Source organism: Kitasatospora sp. NPDC051170, from assembly GCF_044455705.1.
GTDB lineage: Bacteria > Actinomycetota > Actinomycetes > Streptomycetales > Streptomycetaceae > Kitasatospora.
This window is the reverse complement of the sequence record NZ_JBITFA010000015.1, coordinates 139880-159990: the sequence shown is the minus strand read 5'-3', so window position 1 is coordinate 159990 and position 20111 is coordinate 139880. Positions and strand designations below refer to the sequence as shown.

21 protein-coding genes are annotated in these 20111 nt (G+C 72.2%); 12 read left to right on the top strand and 9 right to left on the bottom strand.

Going from position 1 to position 20111, the window contains the following annotated elements:
* Window positions 1-8 precede the first annotated feature (8 nt).
* Together ACIBCA_RS28495 and ACIBCA_RS28490 are read right to left on the bottom strand one after the other, a co-directional pair.
* Window positions 9-548: a hypothetical protein gene (locus ACIBCA_RS28495; RefSeq protein WP_396285871.1), complete on the bottom strand. Its 540-nt coding sequence runs from the start codon at window positions 546-548 to the stop codon at window positions 9-11.
* 584 nt (window positions 549-1132) lie between these two features.
* Window positions 1133-1780, bottom strand: coding sequence for a hypothetical protein (locus tag ACIBCA_RS28490; RefSeq protein ID WP_396285870.1), 648 nt, complete (start codon window positions 1778-1780; stop codon window positions 1133-1135).
* A 256-nt stretch (window positions 1781-2036) separates the two neighbouring features.
* Here ACIBCA_RS28490 and ACIBCA_RS28485 point away from each other — a divergent pair, with 256 nt between their 5' ends.
* Entirely contained in the window at window positions 2037-3134 is a 1098-nt protein-coding gene (locus tag ACIBCA_RS28485) for a hypothetical protein (protein WP_396285869.1), read from the top strand.
* A gap of 22 nt (window positions 3135-3156) precedes the next feature.
* Here ACIBCA_RS28485 and ACIBCA_RS28480 read toward each other — a convergent pair whose 3' ends face one another.
* Window positions 3157-3747 carry an isochorismatase family protein gene (locus ACIBCA_RS28480; RefSeq protein WP_396285868.1) on the bottom strand — a complete coding sequence of 197 codons (591 nt, stop codon included), beginning with the start codon at window positions 3745-3747 and terminating at the stop codon, window positions 3157-3159.
* 159 nt (window positions 3748-3906) lie between these two features.
* A complete protein-coding gene (locus tag ACIBCA_RS28475; RefSeq protein ID WP_396285867.1) occupies window positions 3907-5223 on the bottom strand; it encodes a nicotinate phosphoribosyltransferase in 1317 nt (438 codons plus the stop codon).
* Window positions 5224-5388: 165 nt separating this feature from the next.
* Here ACIBCA_RS28475 and clpS point away from each other — a divergent pair, with 165 nt between their 5' ends.
* The 7 genes from clpS to ACIBCA_RS28440 all read left to right on the top strand — a co-directional run bounded on the left by clpS (window position 5389) and on the right by ACIBCA_RS28440 (window position 10228).
* On the top strand, window positions 5389-5682 hold the full coding sequence (gene clpS, locus ACIBCA_RS28470) for an ATP-dependent Clp protease adapter ClpS (RefSeq protein WP_396285866.1): 294 nt from the start codon (window positions 5389-5391) through the stop codon (window positions 5680-5682).
* Between the two features lie 116 nt (window positions 5683-5798).
* On the top strand, window positions 5799-6374 hold the full coding sequence (locus ACIBCA_RS28465; protein ID WP_396285865.1) for a DUF2017 domain-containing protein: 576 nt from the start codon (window positions 5799-5801) through the stop codon (window positions 6372-6374).
* 185 nt (window positions 6375-6559) lie between these two features.
* Window positions 6560-8014 carry an amino acid permease gene (locus ACIBCA_RS28460; protein WP_396285864.1) on the top strand — a complete coding sequence of 485 codons (1455 nt, stop codon included), beginning with the start codon at window positions 6560-6562 and terminating at the stop codon, window positions 8012-8014.
* A 68-nt stretch (window positions 8015-8082) separates the two neighbouring features.
* Window positions 8083-8514 carry a Mov34/MPN/PAD-1 family protein gene (locus ACIBCA_RS28455; RefSeq protein ID WP_396285863.1) on the top strand — a complete coding sequence of 144 codons (432 nt, stop codon included), beginning with the start codon at window positions 8083-8085 and terminating at the stop codon, window positions 8512-8514.
* A 140-nt stretch (window positions 8515-8654) separates the two neighbouring features.
* A complete protein-coding gene (locus ACIBCA_RS28450) occupies window positions 8655-8777 on the top strand; it encodes a putative leader peptide (RefSeq protein ID WP_267884022.1) in 123 nt (40 codons plus the stop codon).
* Between the two features lie 112 nt (window positions 8778-8889).
* Window positions 8890-9168, top strand: coding sequence for a MoaD/ThiS family protein (locus tag ACIBCA_RS28445; RefSeq protein ID WP_031070314.1), 279 nt, complete (start codon window positions 8890-8892; stop codon window positions 9166-9168).
* Window positions 9169-9259: 91 nt separating this feature from the next.
* Entirely contained in the window at window positions 9260-10228 is a 969-nt protein-coding gene (locus ACIBCA_RS28440) for a PLP-dependent cysteine synthase family protein (protein WP_396285862.1), read from the top strand.
* A 54-nt stretch (window positions 10229-10282) separates the two neighbouring features.
* Here the strand turns inward: ACIBCA_RS28440 and ACIBCA_RS28435 are convergent, their stop codons facing one another.
* Window positions 10283-10744, bottom strand: coding sequence for a type II toxin-antitoxin system PemK/MazF family toxin (locus tag ACIBCA_RS28435; protein WP_396285861.1), 462 nt, complete (start codon window positions 10742-10744; stop codon window positions 10283-10285).
* A gap of 198 nt (window positions 10745-10942) precedes the next feature.
* Here ACIBCA_RS28435 and ACIBCA_RS28430 point away from each other — a divergent pair, with 198 nt between their 5' ends.
* From ACIBCA_RS28430 to ACIBCA_RS28420, 3 genes are all read left to right on the top strand, one after another.
* Complete coding sequence (locus tag ACIBCA_RS28430) at window positions 10943-11134, top strand: MerR family transcriptional regulator (RefSeq protein WP_396285860.1); 192 nt, start codon at window positions 10943-10945, stop codon at window positions 11132-11134.
* A gap of 186 nt (window positions 11135-11320) precedes the next feature.
* Window positions 11321-12067: an MBL fold metallo-hydrolase gene (locus tag ACIBCA_RS28425; protein ID WP_396285859.1), complete on the top strand. Its 747-nt coding sequence runs from the start codon at window positions 11321-11323 to the stop codon at window positions 12065-12067.
* Between the two features lie 224 nt (window positions 12068-12291).
* Window positions 12292-13647, top strand: coding sequence for a hypothetical protein (locus tag ACIBCA_RS28420; RefSeq protein ID WP_396285858.1), 1356 nt, complete (start codon window positions 12292-12294; stop codon window positions 13645-13647).
* 22 nt (window positions 13648-13669) lie between these two features.
* Here ACIBCA_RS28420 and ACIBCA_RS28415 read toward each other — a convergent pair whose 3' ends face one another.
* The 4 genes from ACIBCA_RS28415 to ACIBCA_RS28400 form a co-directional block, all read right to left on the bottom strand.
* A complete protein-coding gene (locus ACIBCA_RS28415; protein ID WP_396285857.1) occupies window positions 13670-14956 on the bottom strand; it encodes an NtaA/DmoA family FMN-dependent monooxygenase in 1287 nt (428 codons plus the stop codon).
* Window positions 14953-16017 (bottom strand): LLM class flavin-dependent oxidoreductase, encoded by a 1065-nt coding sequence (locus tag ACIBCA_RS28410; RefSeq protein WP_396285856.1) that lies wholly within the window; start codon window positions 16015-16017, stop codon window positions 14953-14955. Before ACIBCA_RS28410 ends, ACIBCA_RS28415 begins: the two co-directional genes overlap by 4 nt.
* Before the next feature lie 376 nt (window positions 16018-16393).
* Window positions 16394-17665, bottom strand: a complete 1272-nt coding sequence (locus ACIBCA_RS28405; protein WP_396285855.1) for a PTS transporter subunit EIIC — start codon at window positions 17663-17665, stop codon at window positions 16394-16396.
* A 516-nt stretch (window positions 17666-18181) separates the two neighbouring features.
* Window positions 18182-19471: a PTS transporter subunit EIIC gene (locus ACIBCA_RS28400; RefSeq protein ID WP_396285854.1), complete on the bottom strand. Its 1290-nt coding sequence runs from the start codon at window positions 19469-19471 to the stop codon at window positions 18182-18184.
* 401 nt (window positions 19472-19872) lie between these two features.
* Between ACIBCA_RS28400 and ACIBCA_RS28395 the strand changes: the two genes are divergently transcribed.
* Complete coding sequence (locus ACIBCA_RS28395) at window positions 19873-20106, top strand: glucose PTS transporter subunit EIIB (protein WP_030060521.1); 234 nt, start codon at window positions 19873-19875, stop codon at window positions 20104-20106.
* Window positions 20107-20111 lie beyond the last annotated feature (5 nt).

The window sequence follows — 20111 nt, the reverse complement described above, 5'->3', positions numbered from 1 at the left end:
GGACGGGCTCACCAGCCGGTGGCCTCGCGCAGCATGGTGCGCCGCAGGCGCCCGGCGACGCTGGCGGTGTCGGTGCCGATGACGTCGGCGATCTCGGGTGCGGCCAGCCCGACCACGTAGTGCAGGATCGCCAGGTCGTCGTCGACGGGCCGGCGGTCCTGCTCGGTGGTGTCCACCCGGCGCAGGACGGTGGGGTCGGTCGGGTCGGCCGGGTTGGTGGAGGCGCGGCGGGTGCTGTGTTCGGCGACGGTGCCGCGCAGGATCTGCCAGGCCCGCGCGGTGGGGTTGGAGCTTCCGAGCAACTCGCGCCACTGGACGGCGATTTCGGCGAACGCCTGCTGGACGGCGGTGGCTGCGGCGGCGTGCTCGGTCAGCCACACGCGGGCATAGCTGAGGTACCGGGGGCGGTGGAGTTCGCAGAAGGCGGCGAACTCCAGCGGCACGTCCGGCGGCACCTGCGGCAGTACCTCCGGTGGCAGGCCCTCCGGTTCCTCCTCCGCGCCGGCCTCTGCGGCCGGGCCGGTAGAACCCATGTGACGGTTGATCATCTCGTCTTCTCGGCAAGGGAGATGGGTATCTGACGGTCGATCATCTGTGCTCACTCTACGGTAGGCCCCCGGTGCACTGGGTGACCAATCCGATGGAATGCCCGGAACCCGTCGCCGGCCGTCCGGTTCCGGTGGCGGTCGGAGCCGTGGGGCGGTGGGTGTGGTGGGGAACGGGGGAGGGCCGTGGCCCGAGGGGCGGCGAGGGTGCGTCCCGAGGCGGTGCGGGGGACTTGTTGCGAGCACGTCGTGGCTGGTCAGAGGCTGGTCGAAGGGCGGAGCACGGCAAGGGCCGCGATGCGGTTGATGTGCCACCGTAGGCCCTGCGGCGGCCTGCGTCCACGCCCACGGCGCGAAGCCGTATCCGCACTACCGGTCGCACAACCTCGCCCACGCCCGTGCCGGTGGTGGTCCGCACACCCACGGGTGGTGGGGGATGGGCGGTGCGCTCGTCGCGGTGACGGCGCACCGGATCGCCGGGCGGTGGATCGGCGGTGGTCGGGACCGGCCCGCGCCTGTCGGTCGCCACGGTGCATGTCGACCACGTCCCGGCGGTCAAGTGCGGGACGTGGTACGGGATGTGACGGTCAGTGGGTGGTGTGCACCTCCCCGGGGGCGACCTGCGGCGGGAGGAGTGGCACGGCCCGGTCGTCGGCCGCGGTGCTCCGCTCGACCTGCGAGGGGAACGCCTCCACGGCCCGCTTCCGGGCGAGCTCGGCGGCGGCCGAGTCGGCCACCGGGGCGGAGTCGGCGACAACGGCCGCGGCGGCGACGGGGCCGGTCGCCGCGGTCTCCTCCCGGTCGTACCGGTGCCCCGCGCCGGAGCTCTGATGCGATGCGCCCGGCTGGTGCGCGGTCCCTCCGGCGTGCGCACTGCCCGCGCGCGCCCCCGGCGCCCGCCGTCTGCGTCCGAGTGCGGCGCGGGCGGCGTGTTCCTCCGCCATCTGTCTAGCCGCCAGGTACGCCTGAACGGCCGCCATGCCGTACACCGGTTGGATGAGTTGGTGGCCCTTGAAGAAGGGTCTGGCCGGGGCGAATCCTGCGGCGACCACGAGGTCGCGGATCTCCGCTATCTCCGCCTCGCTGCGGGCGGTGAAGCGGACCTCCCAGCCCTTCTTGTACGTATGGCCCTTCTCCCCGCTGCGGCGGGCCGGGTCCGGGCGGCGGACGTATCCGGGCAGGCGGCCGAGGCGGAGCTGGGCCGCGCGGAGGCCGGCGGTCTCGTCACGTGACATGACGTAAGCCTAGGCAATCTTCGGGGTGGGATTGACGCCTGGGGAGTTCCTTGGCGTATGCCCTTGATCACGCTGGGTCAGATCCCCTGGTGGGTGATCATTTTCGATCAGATCCGACAAGCTTACGAAAGACAAATCCTCCGAATGGGTGAGGGTATGAGGACTTTAGTGCAGGCTGGTCCCGGTTTCGCGACGGTTGAGTAACAGTGCGTCAGGCTGCCGGTCGCGGGCCCGGGCGGTTGGGGATGGTGTCGGCATGAGCTACCGGATTCCCTCGCCGCCGCCGTCCCTCGAGGAGTTGGCGCAGCGTCAGCAGAACGTCGTCACCGCGAGCCAGCTGCGTGCCCGGGGCGTGCCGGCCCGGGTCATCACCGAGCACTGCCGCCGCGGCGGTCCCTGGCAGCGGCTGCTGCCGAGGGTCTACCTGCTGCAGTCCGGCGAGCCGACCCCGGAGCAGCGGATGTGGGCCGCGCTGCTGTACGCGGCGCAGAACGGCCGGGAGGAGGGCCGACGCGAGGGTGCGGTGATCACCGGCACGGCCGCGCTGGCCCTGTACGGCTTCGCCACCGTGCCCCGCCTTCCGGCGGTGACCGGGGTGGACGTGCTGGTGCCGCGCCAGCGCCGCCTCAAGGACGTCGGCGAGGTCCGGATCCGGCGTACGGAACGGGAGTTGGAGGCCCGCTCGGTGCACGGGCTGGCCTGCGCCCCGGTGGCCCGGGCGGTGGCCGACGCGCTGCTGGAGTGGACGGCGCAGCCGGGCGGCGACGCGGCCCCGGTGCGCGCGGTGCTGCGCGAGGCCGTGGCCCGCACCGGGGGCGGACGCACCGAAGTCGGACGCAGCGAAGTCGGACGCACCGCAGCTGGACGCATTGCAGCCGGGCGCACCGGATCCGGCCGCGCCGAAGGCCGCTGCACCGTACGGGAGTTGGCCGCGGAACTCGCCGACTGCGGCCTGACGGCCGAGCCCCGGGTGCGCGCCGCCCTGGACGAACTCCTCGCCGCCGAACGGGACTTCGTGCGCCAGGAGCTCCGCGCACTGGCGGACCGGTGGGAGCTGCCCGCCTCGCTGGAGGCCCCCGAGCTGCGGATGCGCGGCGGCACGTACATCGCCGTCCCCGACCTGTACTGGCCGCGCCACGGCGTCGCCGTCGAGGTGGACTCGGACCTGCGCTGCGTGAGCGAGGGCGAGGCGGCCTGGGTGCGCGGTGGCCAGCACCGGATGGAGTACCTGGGCATCCGGGTGGTGTACGTCTCCGGCGCCCGGCTCGCCGCCGATCCGGAGGCCGTCCGCGAGGAGCTGTGCGAGGCCCACCGGGTGGGCGGGACGGACGTGGTGGAGCTGCTCGTGGTCTGAAGCCCCGCCCCGGAGCGGGGCGTTACGAGCGGACGACCGGGCTGCCGACCAGCTCGACCCCGGCCTCCCGCAGCTCCTCCAGCGCCTCGGCGGTGGTCTGCGCCGACACCCCGGCGGTGAGGTCCAGCAGCACCCGGGTGCGGAACCCCGCCCGGGCGGCGTCCAGCGCGGTGGCGCGCACGCAGTGGTCGGTGGCGATGCCGACCACGTCGATCTCGTCGACCTGCCGCTCGCGCAGCCACTCCACCGGGCCGCGGTTGTTCTCGTCGAGCCCCTCGAACCCGCTGTAGGCCGCCGAGTAGGCGCCCTTGTCGAACACCGCCTCCACCGCGCCGGAGATCACCGAGGGGGCGAAGTTGGGGTGGAAGCCCACGCCCTCGGTCCCGGCCACGCAGTGCGGGGGCCAGCTGCGGACGAAGTCGGGCTCGGCGGAGAAGTGGTCGCCCGGGTCGAGGTGGTGGTCGCGGGTGGCGAGGATGTGGTGGTAGCCGGGGGAGGACTCGGCGATCAGGTCGGTGATGGCGGCGGCCACCTCGGCGCCGCCGGCGACGGCCAGGCTGCCGCCCTCGCAGAAGTCGTTCTGCACGTCGACGACGATCAGTGCCCGGTGCATGGTTCGCGTCCTCGGATGTGGGAGTGCGGATGTCTTCGGATGGAGGAGTGGGGAGCAGGGGAACTCTACGGCTGACTCTAGGGAGTGGCGCGCGGGGGCGGAAGGGTTGTGTCCGCCGCCCGTGCGCGCTCCCGGGTGCCGCCCCGGCCCGGTGGGCCGTCAGACGAGCAGTTCGGTGGGGATGACGGCCTCGCCCTTGGAGAGCTGGGTGGCCGACAGGGGCAGGGCGGAGCGGGCGCGCACGTGGCGCTCGCGGGCGGCGGTCAGGGGCTCGCGTCCGACGGTCTCGCCGGCCTTGACCAGCGGCACCTGGATCACGTGCGCCTCGAGCTCGGCCGGGACGGGGCCGGTGCCGACGACCTCGGCCTCGGCCACGCCCTCGGCGTCGGGCCGGCGGGCGGCCCACTTGCGGCCGCCGACGCTGGTCTTGCCGCCGGCCGCGCGCTTGGCCACGGGGATCAGCGGCCCGCCGGGGCGCTCCTCGCGGGCGACGAGCTTGTAGACCATCGCGCAGGTCGGCTCCCCGCTGCCGGTGACGAGGCTGGTGCCGACGCCGTAGCCGTCCACGGGCGCGGCGGCCAGGGCGGCGATGGCGTACTCGTCGAGGTCCGAGGTGACGATGATGCGGGTCTTGGAGGCGCCGAGCTCGTCCAGCTGGCGGCGCACCCGGTGGGCGAGGAGGGTGAGGTCGCCGGAGTCGATGCGCACGGCGCCCAGTTCGGGCCCGGCCACCTCGACGGCGGTGCGGACGGCCTCGCGCAGGTCGAAGGTGTCGACCAGCAGGGTGGTGCCCTTGCCCATGGAGGCGATCTGGGCGCGGAAGGCGTCCCGCTCGGTGTCGTGCACCAGGGTGAACGCGTGCGCGGCCGTTCCGGTGGTCGGGATGCCGTGGGTGAAGCCGGCCTGAAGGTCGGAGGTGGCGGCGAACCCGGCGACGTACGCGGCGCGGGCGGCGGCCACGGCGGCCTGCTCGTGGGCGCGGCGGGCGCCCATCTCGATGACCGGACGGCCTCCGGCGGCGGCGGTCATCCGGGAGGCGGCGGCCGCGATCGCCGAGTCGAAGTTGAGGATCGACAGGATGACGGTCTCCAGGATCACCGCCTCGGCGAAGCTGCCCTCGACGGTGAGCAGCGGCGAGCCGGGGAAGTAGACCTCGCCCTCGGGGTAGCCGTGGATGTCGCCGCGGAAGCGGTAGCCGGAGAGGAAGGCGAGGGTGTCCTCGTCGACGACGCCCTGGGAGGCGAGCCAGTCCAGCTGGGCGGTGTCGAAGCGGAAGTTCTCGACGGCGTCGAGCACCCGGCCGGTGCCGGCCATGACGCCGTAGCGGCGGCCGGCGGGCAGGCGCCGGGTGAAGACCTCGAAGACGGATCGGCGGTGCGCGGCCCCGCTGCGCAGGGCGGCCTGCAGCATGGTGAGCTCGTAGCGGTCGGTGAGCAGCGCGGTCGACCCGGCCGCGCGCACTGAGGTGGCGTCCATGAGGATGATGCTACTACCACTTAGCGTCAAAGTGACGATTTCTCGCGACGTACGCCGGGGCGGAATCGCCCGGGTGTCCCCCGGATGGCAGCATGGGGCAGGAGGGGTCATGGACGGGGTAATGGACGAGAGCGCAGACGCCTGCGCGACGAAGGAGGCCCGGCGGTGAGTGTCGCGCCCGTGGAGATCGAGCGCCCGGAGGTCGAAGCTCAACCGGTGGTCGAACCGGACACGCCCTGGGTGACCATCGTGCACAACGACCCGGTCAACCTGATGAGCTACGTCCAGTACGTCTTCCAGGCCTACTTCGGCTACCCGAAGGACAAGGCCCGCAAGCTGATGATGGACGTGCACACCAAGGGCCGGGCGGTGGTCTCCAGCGGCACCCGCGAGGAGATGGAGCGGGACGTGCAGGCCATGCACGGCTACGGCCTCTGGGCCACGCTCCAGCACGACTGATCCCACCCGCATCCGCGGAAGACCGATTCCGCGGGGCACCGATTCCGCGGGACACCGATTCTGCGGGACCGATTCCGCGGGGCACCGAGACGACGAGGACGGGCTGACCGATACAGATGGCCGCATTGTTCGAGAGCACCGGAGACGGCGGCGCCGCGCTCGCGCTGGACGAGCTGGAGGTCGCCATCCTGCGCACCTTCGAGGTGCAGATGCTGGAGCTGATCGGCCCCGGTCCGGGCGGCGAGGACGGCGGCGACCCGCTGGCCGCGCTGTTCGCCGAGGGGCCGACGGAGGCGCCCGCCGACCCGGCGCTGGCCCGGCTCTTCCCCGACGCCTACGGCGACCCGGGCAAGCCCGAGGACGCCGAGAGCCGGGAGGCGTCCGGTGAGTTCCGCCGGTACACCGAGCCCGACCTGCGCACCCGCAAGCGCGAGGACGCCCTCGCCGTCGTCCACTCGCTGAACGGCCTCGGGGACGGGGGCCTGCTGAAGCTGGCCGCCCCCGAGTGCCTGCGCTGGCTGGGCGCGCTGAACGACGTGCGGCTCGTCCTCGGCTCCCGGCTGGAGGTCACCGAGGAGGACGAGCGGGGCCTCTACGACCTGCCGGACGGGGACGAGCGCAAGCCGCTGGTCGTGGCCTACCTCTGGTTCGGCGCGCTCCAGGAGTCGCTGCTGGAGGCGATGACGGGCTGATCCTGCCCGCCGTCGGGCACGCCCCGGTCGATTCGTCCAGTATCTGGACGATCTGCCGGGGCTTTTCCGTTCAAAACGGGCGAAACCCTATCAGGCCATGCTCAAATATCGCTCAGATGAACACCGCTGTCCGAACGCTCCGTGGTACGACTTCCCCACCCCACGAGACCCCCAGGACGGTTCCCATGGCCGAACAGCCGTATGACCAAGTCGTCGACACCGCACCGGACGAGGAGGGGTACGAGCGGGGCCTGGGCAGCCGTCAGATCCAGATGATCGCCATCGGCGGGGCGATCGGCACGGGCCTCTTCCTCGGCGCCGGCACCGCGATCTCCAAGTCCGGGCCGAGCCTGATCCTCTCCTACGCCGTCGCCGGCGTGGTCATCTTCGCGATCATGCGCGCCCTGGGCGAACTCCTCACCTACCGCCCCGTCTCCGGCAGCTTCGCCGAGTACGCCCGCGAGTTCCTCGGCCCCTTCGCCGGGTACGTCACCGGCTGGACGTACTGGCTCTTCTGGGTCGTCACCGGCATGGCCGAGACCACCGCCGCCGCCGTCTACGTCCGCTTCTGGGCCCCCGACATCCCCCAGTGGCTCAGCGCCCTGGTCTTCCTGGTCATCCTCTACGCGGCCAACCTGATCTCCGTGAAGCTGTTCGGCGAGATCGAGTTCTGGTTCTCCATGGTGAAGGTCACCGCCATCATCGGCATGATCCTCATCGGCATCGGCGTCCTGACCCTCGGCTTCAGCAAGGCCGGTGACACCGCGTCGGTCACCCACCTGTGGCAGAACGGCGGCTTCTTCCCCAAGGGCATCGGCGCCACCGTGATGACCCTGCAGATCGTCATGTTCGCCTACCTCGGCGTCGAACTCGTCGGCGTCACCGCCGGCGAGAGCGAGAACCCCCGGAAGACCCTCCCGCGCGCCATCAACACCCTGCCCTGGCGCATCGCGCTGTTCTACATCGGCGCCCTGGCCGTCATCCTCTCCCTCGTCCCGTGGACCGAATTCCAGCCCGGCGTCAGCCCGTTCGTCGCCGCCTTCGGCAAGATCGGCATCCCCGCGGCCGCCGGCATCATCAACTTCGTGGTGCTCACCGCCGCCCTGTCCTCCTGCAACTCCGGCATGTACTCCACCGGCCGGATGCTGCGCGACCTCGCCCTGCGCGGGCAGGCCCCCGGCCGGCTCACCGCGCTCAACTCCCGCCGCACCCCGGCCTTCGCGATCACCGTCTCCTGCCTGCTGATGGGCGCCGGCGTGATCCTCAACCGCCTCGTCCCGGAACGGGCGTTCGAGTACATCACCTCCGTCGCCACCGTCTGCGGCATCTGGACCTGGGCGATGATCCTGGTCTCCCAGATCCGCTACCGGAAGGCCTGGCGGGCCGGCCACCTGCCGCCGCCCAGCTTCAAGGCCCCCGGCGGCACCTGGACCAGCTGGGCCGCCCTCGCCTTCCTCGCGATGGTCGTGGTCCTCATCGCCCTCGACGAGGACAACCGCATCTCCCTGTACGTCTTCCCCTGCTGGGCGCTGCTGCTCGTCATCGGCTACCAGGTGCTCAAGCGCCGCAATCCGCAGGCCGCCCACGGCCTCGCCCACGACCACCTGCACGCCCGCGACGCGAACGCGGACACCCGCTGACCGAGGCTCGGACGCCCCCGTTCCGGTCCCTCTCCCGGGGCCCGCGGGGGCGTGTCTATCCTGACCACATGCTGACCATCACCCGAGAGATCCGCGACCGGATCGTGGCCCACGCCCGCGCCGACCACCCGGACGAAGCCTGCGGCGTGGTCGCCGGACCGGAAGGCAGCGACCGGCCCGAGCGGTTCATCCCCATGCTCAACGCCGCCCGCTCGCCCACCTTCTACGAGTTCGACTCGGGCGACCTGTTCAAGCTCCACCGCGAGATGGACGACCGCGACGAGGAGTTCGTGATCGTCTACCACTCGCACACCGCCACCGAGGCGTACCCCTCCCGCACCGACGTGAGCTACGCCTCCGAGCCCCAGGCCCACTACGTCCTGGTCTCCACCGCCGAGGGCAACGGCGAGGACGACCCGTACCAGTTCCGCTCGTTCCGCATCCTGGACGGCGAGATCGCAGAGGAAGACGTCCAGGTCGTCGAGGCCTACCCGGCCTGACCCCGCACCCACCTGGACGCGGCCCGCCGACCCCGTGCGAGTGGTCGGCGGGCCCGTGTCGTCTCACCCCTGGGAACGGGAACATCCGCACCATGAGACGGGCATGTCCCGGCGGGCCCGGGAATCTATACGATGAGCCCATGCGTTCCGTCGATGTGAGCAACCAGGCCCCGGGCACCCGCCTCGTGGCGCGCCTGCACATCGACCTGTGCCGGCACGCCGGCGCGATCTGTCCCGGCACGCCCGCGCGCTCGCGCCGATAGCCGACCCTCCCCACCCGGGGCCCGCCACCACCGAGGCGTCGAGCCCGGGGCACCGCCCTGCCGCGCCCGCTGCGGCCCACCCACCCCACACGACTCGCACAGGAGCGCACCCATGGCCATCGAGGTCCGCATCCCGACCATCCTCCGCACCTACACCGACGGCGCGAAGGCCGTCGAGGGCAACGGCACCAACCTCGGCGAACTCTTCACCGACCTCGACGCCCGCCACCCGGGCATCGCCGCCCGCCTCCTCGAGGGCGGCGAGCTGCGCCGCTTCGTGAACGTCTACCTCAACGACGAGGACGTGCGCTTCCTGGAGGGCATCTCCACCGCCCTCGCCGACGGCGACAGCGTCACCATCCTGCCCGCCGTCGCCGGCGGCGCCCGCTGACCTCCCGGCTCCCCCGCCCACCCGGCAGGGGGAGCCGTCCCCGTGCACCCCCGATCCCCGTGCACCCCCGACGCCGCGGCCGGAGGCCCCCTTGCGTTACGACAGTCCGCTCGAAGCGGTCGGCAACACCCCGCTGGTGCGCCTGCCCCGGCTGTCCGCCGCCGTACCCGGCAACACCGAGGGCCTGGTGAACCTCTGGGCCAAGCTGGAGGACCGCAACCCCACCGGCTCCGTCAAGGACCGCCCCGCGCTGCACATGATCGAGCGCGCCGAGGCCGACGGCCGGCTCACCCCCGGCTGCACCATCCTCGAGCCCACCAGCGGCAACACCGGCATCTCCCTCGCCATGGCCGCCAAGCTCAAGGGCTACCGCATGGTCTGCGTGATGCCCGAGAACACCAGCGAGGAACGGCGCGAACTCCTGCGCATGTGGGGCGCCGAGATCATCTCCTCCCCGGCCGCCGGCGGCTCCAACACCGCCGTGCGCATCGCCAAGGAGACCGCCGCCGAGCACCCCGAATGGGTCATGCTCTACCAGTACGGCAACCCCGACAACGCCGGCGCCCATTACGCCGGCACCGGCCCCGAGATCCTCGCCGACCTGCCGACCGTCACCCACTTCGTCGCGGGCCTCGGCACCACCGGCACCCTCATGGGCGTCGGCCGCTACCTGCGCGAGAAGGTCCCCGGCGTGAAGATCGTCGCCGCCGAACCGCGCTACGACGACCTGGTCTACGGGCTGCGCAACCTCGACGAGGGCTTCGTCCCCGAGCTGTACGACGCCGAGGTCCTCACCACCCGCTTCTCCGTCGGCTCCGCCGACGCCGTCCGCCGCACCCGCGAACTCCTCCAGCAGGAGGGCATCTTCGCGGGCGTCTCCACCGGCGCCATCCTGCACGCCGCCATCGGCGTCGGCCGCAAGGCCGCCGCGGCGGGGGAGCGCGCCGACATCGTCTTCGTCGTCGCGGACGGCGGCTGGAAGTACCTGTCCACCGGCATCTACACCGCCGAGACCACCGAGGCCGCCGTCGAGGCGCTCCAGGGCCAGCTCTGGGCCTAGCCGCCGTTCAGGGCCCGCTGCGCGCGGGCCCTGCTCCGGGCCTGGCTCCCGGGCCTACCCCTGGACCTCGCGCTGGACGCGGGCCCAGAGCTGCCCGTCCACCGTGCCCGCGCGGCGGCGGAAGTCGCGCAGCGGCACCTCGCGCAGCTCGTCCGTCTCCAGCCAGCTCGTCCGCCCCTGGCGGTCGCCCGTCGAACCGGGCGGCAGCGCCAGTACCCCGGGGCGGGCGTGCTGCTTGCTGGTGATCTTCGCGACCGTCGCCGTCCGGCCGTTCACCCGCAGCACCAGGCAGGGGCGGTCCTTCGCGCCCGGGCCGTCCTCGAACGGCACCTGCGCCCACCAGATCTCCTGCGGACGCGGGCCCGTCGTCCGCGGCCCGCGGCTCGGCGCGGTGGTCTCCGGTGCGACGGTCGTACGGGCACGCCGTACCAGCGCCGCCGCGACGGCCGCGACCACGGCCACGCCCGCCACCGCCAGGACCAGCGGGACACCGCTCAGACCACTCATGCCACTCATTCGGCGAACCGTACCGGCCCGGCGGCGGGCGCGACCACCGTGACCGGAGTGACCGGTGGCCGTTCGTCCGCCGGTCGTGGGCCATTTGTCCGTACGGTGCTCCCGGTTCGTCACGGATCTGCCACGACGCCCGTTCTGCCGTGAACACCACAGAACGTCCGGAAAAGCTGCCTCACGACACCCGCCCCGCCCCCGGAGGTGCCCGTGAGGAACGACCTGTGGTCCTACGGCGAGATCGCCCGCCACATCAACGTCCAGCCCGAGACCGTCCGCAACTACCGCCGCCACGGCCTGCTGCCCGACCCGGACGTCATCGACGGCAGCGGCCACCCCCGCTGGTACCCGGACACCATCCGCGCCTGGGCCCGCAACCGCCCCCGCAGTCGCTGATCACCGCCGCCGCGCCCGCGGCCCACCCTTCTGGTGATTCCAGCCACAGCCCGGCACGGGGACGGGGGCAAAGTGCCCCGCCACCCTTACCCTCGACACACCAACGCAGTGCTACCGGTCGGTCCACCCGGCCCGGCCTGCCGTTTTCCAGCAGCAGCCAGGACGTGTCGGGGCGGAGGGGCTCGGATGAAACTGACCGTGGTGGGGTGTTCGGGGAGCTTCCCGTCCGCCGACTCCCCCTGCTCCAGCTACCTCGTCGAGGCGGACGGCTACCGCATCGTCCTCGACCTCGGCAACGGAGCCCTCGGCGCGCTGCAGAAGTACACGGGCCTGTACGACGTCGACGCCGTGCTCCTCAGCCACCTGCACGCCGACCACTGCGTCGACCTGTGCGCCTACTGGGTCGCCCGCAACTACCGCGCCGAAGGCTGCCCCGAACTCCTGCCCGTCTACGGACCGCCCGGAACCGCCGAACGCCTCGCCCGCGCCTACGACATGCCGGAGAACCCGGGGATGAAGGAGGTCTTCGAGTTCCGCACCCTCACCCCCGGCACCTTCCGCCTCGGCCCGTTCCGCGTCCACGTCGCCCGCGTCAACCACCCCGTCGACGCCTTCGCCTTCCGCGTCGAGCACGACGGCCGCTCCCTCGTCTACTCCGGAGACACCGGCGAGAGCGCCGAACTCGTCGAACTCGCCCGCGACACCGACCTGTTCCTCTGCGAAGCCGCCTACATCGACGGCCGCGACACCTACCAGGCCGTCCACCTCAACGGCCGCGAAGCCGGCGAACACGCCACCGCCGCCGGCGCCCGCCGGCTCGTCCTCACCCACATCCCCCCGTGGACGGACGCCGAGCACAACCGCCGCGACGCCGCGGCCGCCTACGACGGGCCGGTCGACCTCGCCGTGCCCGGCGCGGTGTACGAGATCTGAATCGGCCCGAGCCGGACGGGGTTTCGAAGATCCCCGAAAAAACTTCGGAACCCACCCGCAACCCCCGGGGCACCCGCACGTCTTGGTGGATGAGAGGCGGGAACACCGCCGCACCGGCCGGCCCATCGGGCGCGGCCGCGACACACACCCATCGACCAGGCTCGCTTCGTGCTGCCCGGATGCGGCTCCGCCGTGCCGGAACGCAGAATCCAGGGGGGATTCCCATGCGTACGACCAACCGCGCCCTGCGCCAGGCCCGCCGCCTCGTTCCGGCGGTCGCGCTCACCTCCGCACTGCTCGCCGGCGGCGCCGCGCTCGCCACCCCGGCCTCCGCCGAGTCCGGGCCGCTCAGCCTCACCGTCCACGCCCCGAACGAGATCGGCTTCGCGGGCGCGCCCGTCGAGTTCACCGAGACCATCGGCAACCGGTGGGACCGGAACCTCTCCGTGACGCTCGAACTGTCGGTCGACACGGCGATCGGCACCCCGCCGCACGCCCTGAGCCTCGACTACGTCAACGCGCAGGGCGCCTGGGAGAGCGTGCCGCTGACCGTCCGCACCGAGGCGGACCGGACGGTGAGCAGCGGTGTCACCGGCGCGATCCTGGTGCCCCAGGGCGGCAAGGAGGTCCGGCTGCGCATCGGCGCCCCGATGGGCGAGCCGCACAACGGCGCGAGCAACGGCGGTGTCGGCCCCACCATCAGCCTCCGGAGCACCGCCAGGGGTCCGCAGGACGCACCGGCCGAGACGGCCCCCGACACCCGGACGATCGTGATCGGCTCGATCTCCAACTCGGTGGTCGGCGTGCCCGGGACGGCGGTGGCCGGCGGTGCGCCGATCGAGTTCGAGGTGCAGCTCGCGAACCCGACCCCGTCCGCCTACACCAACCTCGGCAACGTGCTGTTCGCCGACCGGCACGCCAAGGTCGAGGTCCGGGGCACGGACGGCACCTGGGCCCCGATCGCGCCGGTCGTCTCCGTCCCGGACGACCCGGCGGGCTTCTACGTCGAGGGCCGCGACTCCTCCGCCGCTCCGGGGAGTTACGGCGTCCGGCGGGTCCGGGTGTCCTTCCCCGCCGACATGCCGGTCGGCAGGACCTCGCTGAACCCGTGCGTGTTCGTCAACGAGGGCATGCCGTTCCGGGGCACCACCCTGTGCTCGGACGGCGCGTCCGTGCAGGTCATCGCCCCCTCGGCGCCCGCGCCGACCAGCGTGCCGACCGCTGTGCCGACCGCCGCGCCGGCCGACCGGGGCGGCGCCCCCGCTGCGCCGGAGGGCGGCGGTGCGCCGGCCGTGCAGCCGGCGGCGGCCGTCACCCCGGCCGTCACCCCGGCCGTCACCCCGGCCGTCACCCCGGCCGGTGCCGCGGCCGCCGCCGCGGTCAAGGAGGAGAAGCCCCTGATCGCGGCGGACGGCGGGGTGACCCCGTGGTCGGAGCACCCGGCGGAGACGGGCGGGAGCCTGGCCGCCACCGGGGCCGACACCGGCTGGGACCGTCCGGCCGCGGGCGTCGCCGCCCTGCTGCTCGGCGGCGGCGCCGCGCTGCTGGCCCTGGTCCGGCGCCGCCGCGCGATGCGCTGACCCGGGGCGTTCCGGGGCGTTCCTATCGGCGCCCCGGAACGGGGAGGCCCAGGTGGTCGCGCAGGGTGGAGCCGGTGTACTCGGTGCGGAAGACGCCGCGCTCCTGGAGGAGGGGGACGACGCGGTCGACGAACACGTCCAGCCCGCCGGGGGTGAGGTGGGGGACGAGGATGAAGCCGTCCGATGCGTCGTTCTGCACGAAGTGATCGATCCGCTCGGCGACGGTGGCGGGGGAGCCGACGAAGGACTGGCGGCCGGTCAGCTCGATGACGAGTTCACGGCTGGTCAGCTTCTTCTCCGCCGCCACGGCCCGCCAGCGCTCGGCGGTGGCCACCGGGTCGGCGTGGCGGACGCGGCCCTGGATCAGGGCGCTGTCCGGGTCGGGGTCGAAGGCGGGCAGCGGCCCGTCCGGGTCGTGGCCGGAGAGGTCGACGCCCCAGACCTGCTCCAGGAAGTTGATCGCGGTCTGCGGGCTGACCTGGGCGCGGCGGACCTCGGCGGCGATCTCGGCGGCGTCGGCGTCGGTGTCGCCGAGGATGAAGGTGGCCCCGGGCAGGATCTTCAGCTCGTCCGGCTTGCGCCCGTACGCGGCGAGGCGGCGCTTGACGTCCGAGTGGAACGCCTGGCCCTCGGCGAGGGTGGAGTGCCGGCTGAAGATCACGTCGGCGTGGGCGGCGGCGAACTCCCGGCCCTCGTCGGAGTCCCCGGCCTGGATGACCACCGGGTGGCCCTGCGGCGGGCGGGGCAGCGAGAGCCGACCCTCGACCTCGAACTGCGGGCCGCTGTGGTGGACGTCGTCATCGTCGGCGTCCCAGAACTCCCGTGCCAGCTCGACGAATTCGGCGGCACGGGTGTAGCGGTCGGCGCGGTCGAGGTAGCCGCCGCGGCGGAAGTTCTCCCCGGTGAACGCGTCGGAGGAGGTGACCACGTTCCAGGCCGCGCGACCGCCGGAGAGGTGGTCCAGGGTGGCGAAGCGGCGGGCGAGTTCGTACGGCTCGTTGAAGGTCGCGTTGACGGTGGCGGCCAGGCCCAGCCGCTCGGTGACGGCGGCGAGCGCGTTCAGCACGGTGATCGATTCGGGCCGGCCGACCACGTCCAGATCGTGGATGCGGCCGTTGGTCTCGCGCAGCCGCAGGCCCTCGGCGAGGAAGAAGAAGTCGAACTTGCCGCGTTCGGCGGTCTGCGCGAGGCGGCGGAAGGAGTCGAACGCGATGTGGCTCCCGGCGGCCGGGTCGCTCCACACGGTGGTGTTGTTGACGCCGGGGAAGTGCGCGGCCAGGTGGATCTGCTTGAGCGGACGGTCCGTCATCGGGTCACCTCGGCGAGGGCGGCGGGGGCGGTGGTGGTAGTGGCAGTGGCACTGGCACTGGCGGTGGTGGAGGCGTAGCGGCTGGCCGGTCGGGCCAGGCCGAGGCGGTCGCGCAGGGTGCGGCCCGGCTGGTCGGCGCGCAGCAGTCCGGCCTCGCGCAGGGCGGGGGCGAGACGCTCGGCGAGGGCCGTCAGGTCGCGTTCCGGCTCCTCGGGCACCAGGTGGTAGCCGTCCACGCCGGTGCCGGTGGCGGTGAGTTCGGCGAGCAGCCGCTCCTCGGCGGCGCGGTAGGGGAGCGGGGCGTCGATCCGGGCGAGGATGCGCAGGTTCTCGCCGGAGCGCAGCCGCAGTTCGGTGGCGGCGGTGAGGCGGGTGGCGCGGTCGGGGGCGTCCAGCAGGACGACGTCGGCGTGCCGGATGGCGGTGGCCACCCGGGCGCGGCCGCCCGCGGTGGCATCCGGGGCGAGGTCGGCGGCGGTCACGGGGACGACCACGACCGGGCGGCCCTGCGGCGGGCGCGGGGTGATGGAGGGGCCGCGGACGGAGAAGCGCGGGCCCTCGAAGTCGATGTAGTGGAGCTTGTCGCGGTCGATGAACCGGCCGGTGGCGGCGTCGCGGATCTCCGCGTCGTCCTCCCAGCTGTCCCAGAGCCGGGCGGCGACCTCGGCGGCGTCCGCGGCCTCCTCCCACAGCTCGTCGACGGGGGCGACCGGGCGGCGGCCGAACGCCTTGGCCTCGGCCTCGGTGCTGGAGACGCCGAGCAGCCAGCCGGCCCGGCCCTCGCTGACCCAGTCCAGGGTGTTGACGGAGATCGAGGTGTGGAAGGGCTCGGTGTGGGTGGTGGTGACGGTGGGCACCAGGCCGACCCGGCTGGTCAGCGGGGCGATCCGGGAGAACGTGGCCAGGGCGTCGGGGCGGCGCGGCTCGGCGGCGAAGGAGTCGTCCAGGGTGACGAAGTCCAGGCCGACGTCCTCGGCGAGGCGGGCGAGGCGGGCGTAGTGCCCGGCCTCGAAGTGGCCGGGGCTGTCGATGGCGGCGGAGAGGTGCAGCGGACGGGGCATGCTGAGCCTGACTTTCCTCGTGCGGACGCACGCCGGCGGCCGTCCCGTGCGTACGGACACGGGGGTGCGGCGGGCGCGGCGGGTGCGTGAAGACACGCCCTGAGGCGGGCGGGGAGGACGGCCGGCGCCGGGCGGGGACTCAGCCGGGCGGCGGCGGGGGAAGGGGTCGGCTCAGCCGCGACACGCCGCGGACCACACGCGACCGAAGTCGATGTGGCTGCGGGTCACCAGCGGGCACGAGTGGTACACGCGTTCAGTTGACCAGGGCTTCCGCGGATTCGTCAACCGTGTTCCGGAGCGCCGGGGAACGCCGAAGGCCCCGCCGGGCCGCCGGGTGAGCGGCGGTGGGGCGGGGCCTTCGGGGAGGGAGGGGGAGTTACGCCTTGGTGACGTCCTCGATCTCGTCGTCGTCCTCGCGACCGGGGGTCTTGAGGTTGAACTTGGTGATCGCGAAGCGGAAGAGGAAGTAGTACAGCGCGCCGAAGACCAGGCCGATCGGGATGATCAGCCAGGGCTTGGTGGCCAGGTTCCAGTTGAGCAGGTAGTCGGTCAGACCGGCGGAGAAGCCGAAGCCGTCGTGCACGCCCAGGCCCCAGGTGACGGCCATCGAGACACCGGTGAGGAGGGCGTGGATCAGGAAGAGCACCGGGGCGACGAACATGAACGAGAACTCGATCGGCTCGGTGACACCGGTGGCGAAGCTGGTCAGGCCGACGGAGATCATCATGCCGAGGACGGCCTTGCGGCGCTCCGGGCGCGCGCAGTGGGCGATCGCCAGGGCGGCGGCCGGGAGGCCGAACATCATGATCGGGAAGAAGCCGGACATGAACTGGCCGGCGGTCGGGTCGCCGTGGAAGAAGCGCGGGATGTCGCCGGTCCAGACGTGGCCGGAGGCGTCGGTGTAGCTGCCCACCTGCTGCTGGAAGAAGGTGTTCAGGAACTGGTGCATGCCGACGGGGATGAGGCCGCGGTTCAGCACGCCGTAGATGCCGGCGCCGCCGGTGCCGAGGCCGGTCAGCCAGTCGCTGGCGTTGGTCAGGCCGGTGCCGATCGGGCCCCAGACCAGGCCGAAGACGACGCCCAGCAGCGTGCCGACGAAGGCCATGATGATCGGGACGAGGCGACGGCCGTTGAAGAACCCGAGCCAGTCGACGAGCTGCTTGCGGTGGTAGCGCTGCCAGATCGTGGCGCTCAGCAGACCGACGACGATGCCGCCGAGGACGCCCGGGTTCTGCGGCTTGCCCGCCGGGAGGGCATCGGTGACGGAACCGTCGATCGGGAAGACGGTGAGCACGTTCTTGAAGACGAGGTAGCCGACCAGTGCGGCGAGCGCGGTCGAACCGTCGGCCTTCTTGGCGAAGCCGATCGCCACGCCGACGCAGAACAGCAGCGGCAGGTTGGTGAAGACGGCGTCGCCGGCGGTGGCGAAGACCTCGGCGACCTTTCCCCAGCCGAGCCCGTCCTTGCCGAAGACATCGGGCTGGCCAAACCGGATCAGGAGACCGGCGGCCGGGAGCACGGCGACCGGGAGCTGGAGGCTGCGACCGATCTTCTGCAGACCCTGGAGGAGGCTCTGGCCGAACTTCTTGGCGGGGCTTGGCGAGGCCGGAGCCGTGGCGGGCGCCGGTGCCTGCGCAGACTGACTCATGGGGGTGGGTTCCTTACGGCAGGGCGGGTCGGTCGGGGGATTGGGCACAGGGGGGCCGAACCGCGAACTGGTCTACACCACACGTGGTGTAGACCAGTTTTGTAGCACGGGTGGAGAAGAGGTGGAACCCCGGAAACCGCTGCTTCGGGGAAGCGCTATGAAATCGAAACCTACCCGGGGAACGACGATCTTGATAATCCTGGGGCTCCGGGATTTTGGCTATTTGCGCAACAAAAGAGCCCGGCCCCGCCGGACGGCGGGGCCGGGCTCAGCCCTGGTCGGGAGCGGCGGCAGGGGCGGGCGGGGGCGAGCCTCGCGATCGGGTCGTACGGAATCGGGGGATTGGCGGGAATAACGATCCGCTCGTTTGCGAATGTGCCCGAGCCCTCGGTGGGTCGAATATCACTCAGGGCATTAGGTCCCATTCGAAAAAAGGCCCAAGGCCCCCGGACCGAAGGGTCCAGGGGCCTTGCGGGGGCTGCCCGAGCGGCGGCGCGGGCGGGGCCGGGAGGCCGTCTACGCCTTGGTGATGTCCTCGACCTCGCTCTCGTCCTCGCGGCCCGGGGTTTTCAGGTCGAATTTGACGATGATGAACCGGAAGAGCGCGTAGTACACCACCGCGAAGCAGAGCCCGATGATGATGATCAGCCACGGTTTGGTCGCCAGGCTCCAGTTGATCACGTAGTCGATCAGGCCCGCCGAGAAGCTGAACCCGTCGTGCACCCCGAGCCCCCACGTCACCGCCATCGAGGCGCCGGTCAGCAGCGCGTGCACGCCGTACAGGGCCGGGGCGATGTAGGCGAAGGAGTACTCGATCGGCTCGGTCACGCCCGTGACGAAGGAGGTCAGGCCGACCGAGAGCATCAGGCCGTAGATCTCCTTGCGGCGGTGCGGCTTGGCCGCGTGCGCGATGGCCAGGGCCGCCGCCGGAAGGGCGAACATCATGATCGGGAAGAAGCCGGACTGGAACTGGCCCGCGGTCGGGTCGTGCGCCAGGAAGCGCGGGATGTCGCCGTGCACGATCGAGCCGTCCGGCTTGGTGAACTCGCCGAACTGGAACCACACGAAGGTGTTCAGCAACTGGTGCATGCCGATCAGCAGCAGCGCGCGGTTGAACAGGCCGAAGATCCCGGCGCCGCCCGCGCCCAGGTCGGCGAGGTTCTGCGAGAAGTCGTTGAGGCCCCGGCCGATCGGCGGCCAGACCCACAGGGCCAGGCAGGCGGTCAGCATGCCGACCAGGGCGGTGATCATCGGCACCAGGCGGCGGCCGTTGAAGAAGCCGAGCCAGTCGACCAGCTTGGTGCGGTGGAAGCGCACCCACAGCCAGGCCGACATCAGGCCGATCAGGATGCCGCCGAGCACCCCCGGGTTCTGGAACGTCGCGTTGGCCGCCTTCGCCGAGGAGTAGTCCACGCACTGGTCGCTGACCAGCACCGTCGGCGCCTTGCAGTGCTCGGGGAAGGCGTGCAGGACCTTGTAGTAGACGAGGAAGCCGACCACGGCCGCCAGCGCCGTCGAACCGTCCGCCTTCTTGGCCATGCCGATCGCCACCCCGATGCAGAACAGCATCGGCAGGCCCAGGGTGGAGTCCAGCAGGGCGCCGCCGGCCGCGGCGAAGACCTTCGCGACGTTGTTCCAGCCCAGCCCGTCCGCGCCGAAGACGTCCGGCTGGCCCAGCCGGTTGAGGATGCCGGCCGCGGGCAGCACCGCGACCGGGAGCTGGAGCGAGCGGCCCATCTTCTGGAGCCCGCCGTAGAAGGTGTGCCACCACACGGTCTGCGGGGCTGTGGCGCCTGCCGAACTCATCCTTCGCCCTCCGAGAGCAGTTGCCGGGCCGCTGGCCCCTGCGGGACCCTCGGGCGGGACCGGAACACCCGGGGTCCTTTCTGCGTTCGTCGGAGTACACATATATTGGTGTAGACCACTGTGGGACGCAGGCCGCACTCCGGGACGCGAGCCCCGCTGATCGTCATCCTCGGGCGACGGTCCGGAGCCCGCCCGCCGGAATGGGCCGAAAGTGGACTAACGTGGCGGAACGGACCGCCGCGGGCGATGCTGGTCGCGCTGCCCGACAGCACGACCACCGCTGACCCTGCGTCAGTACCGGCCGACCCCCCTCGCCACCCCCCGGACGAGGACCACCCCAGCACAGCGCAGGACGGCGCCCGGCAGAGCCGCCGGCGGGCCGAGACAGAGGGAGAGAACAGATGGCCAGCAAGGCTGAGAAGATCGTCGCCGGTCTGGGCGGCATCGACAACATCGAAGAGGTCGAAGGCTGCATCACCCGCCTGCGCACCGAGGTCAAGGACGCCTCCCTCGTCGACGAGGCCGCCCTCAAGGCCGCCGGCGCCCACGGCGTCGTCAAGATGGGCACCGCGATCCAGGTCGTCATCGGCACCGACGCCGACCCGATCGCCGCCGACATCGAGGACATGATGTGAGCTGA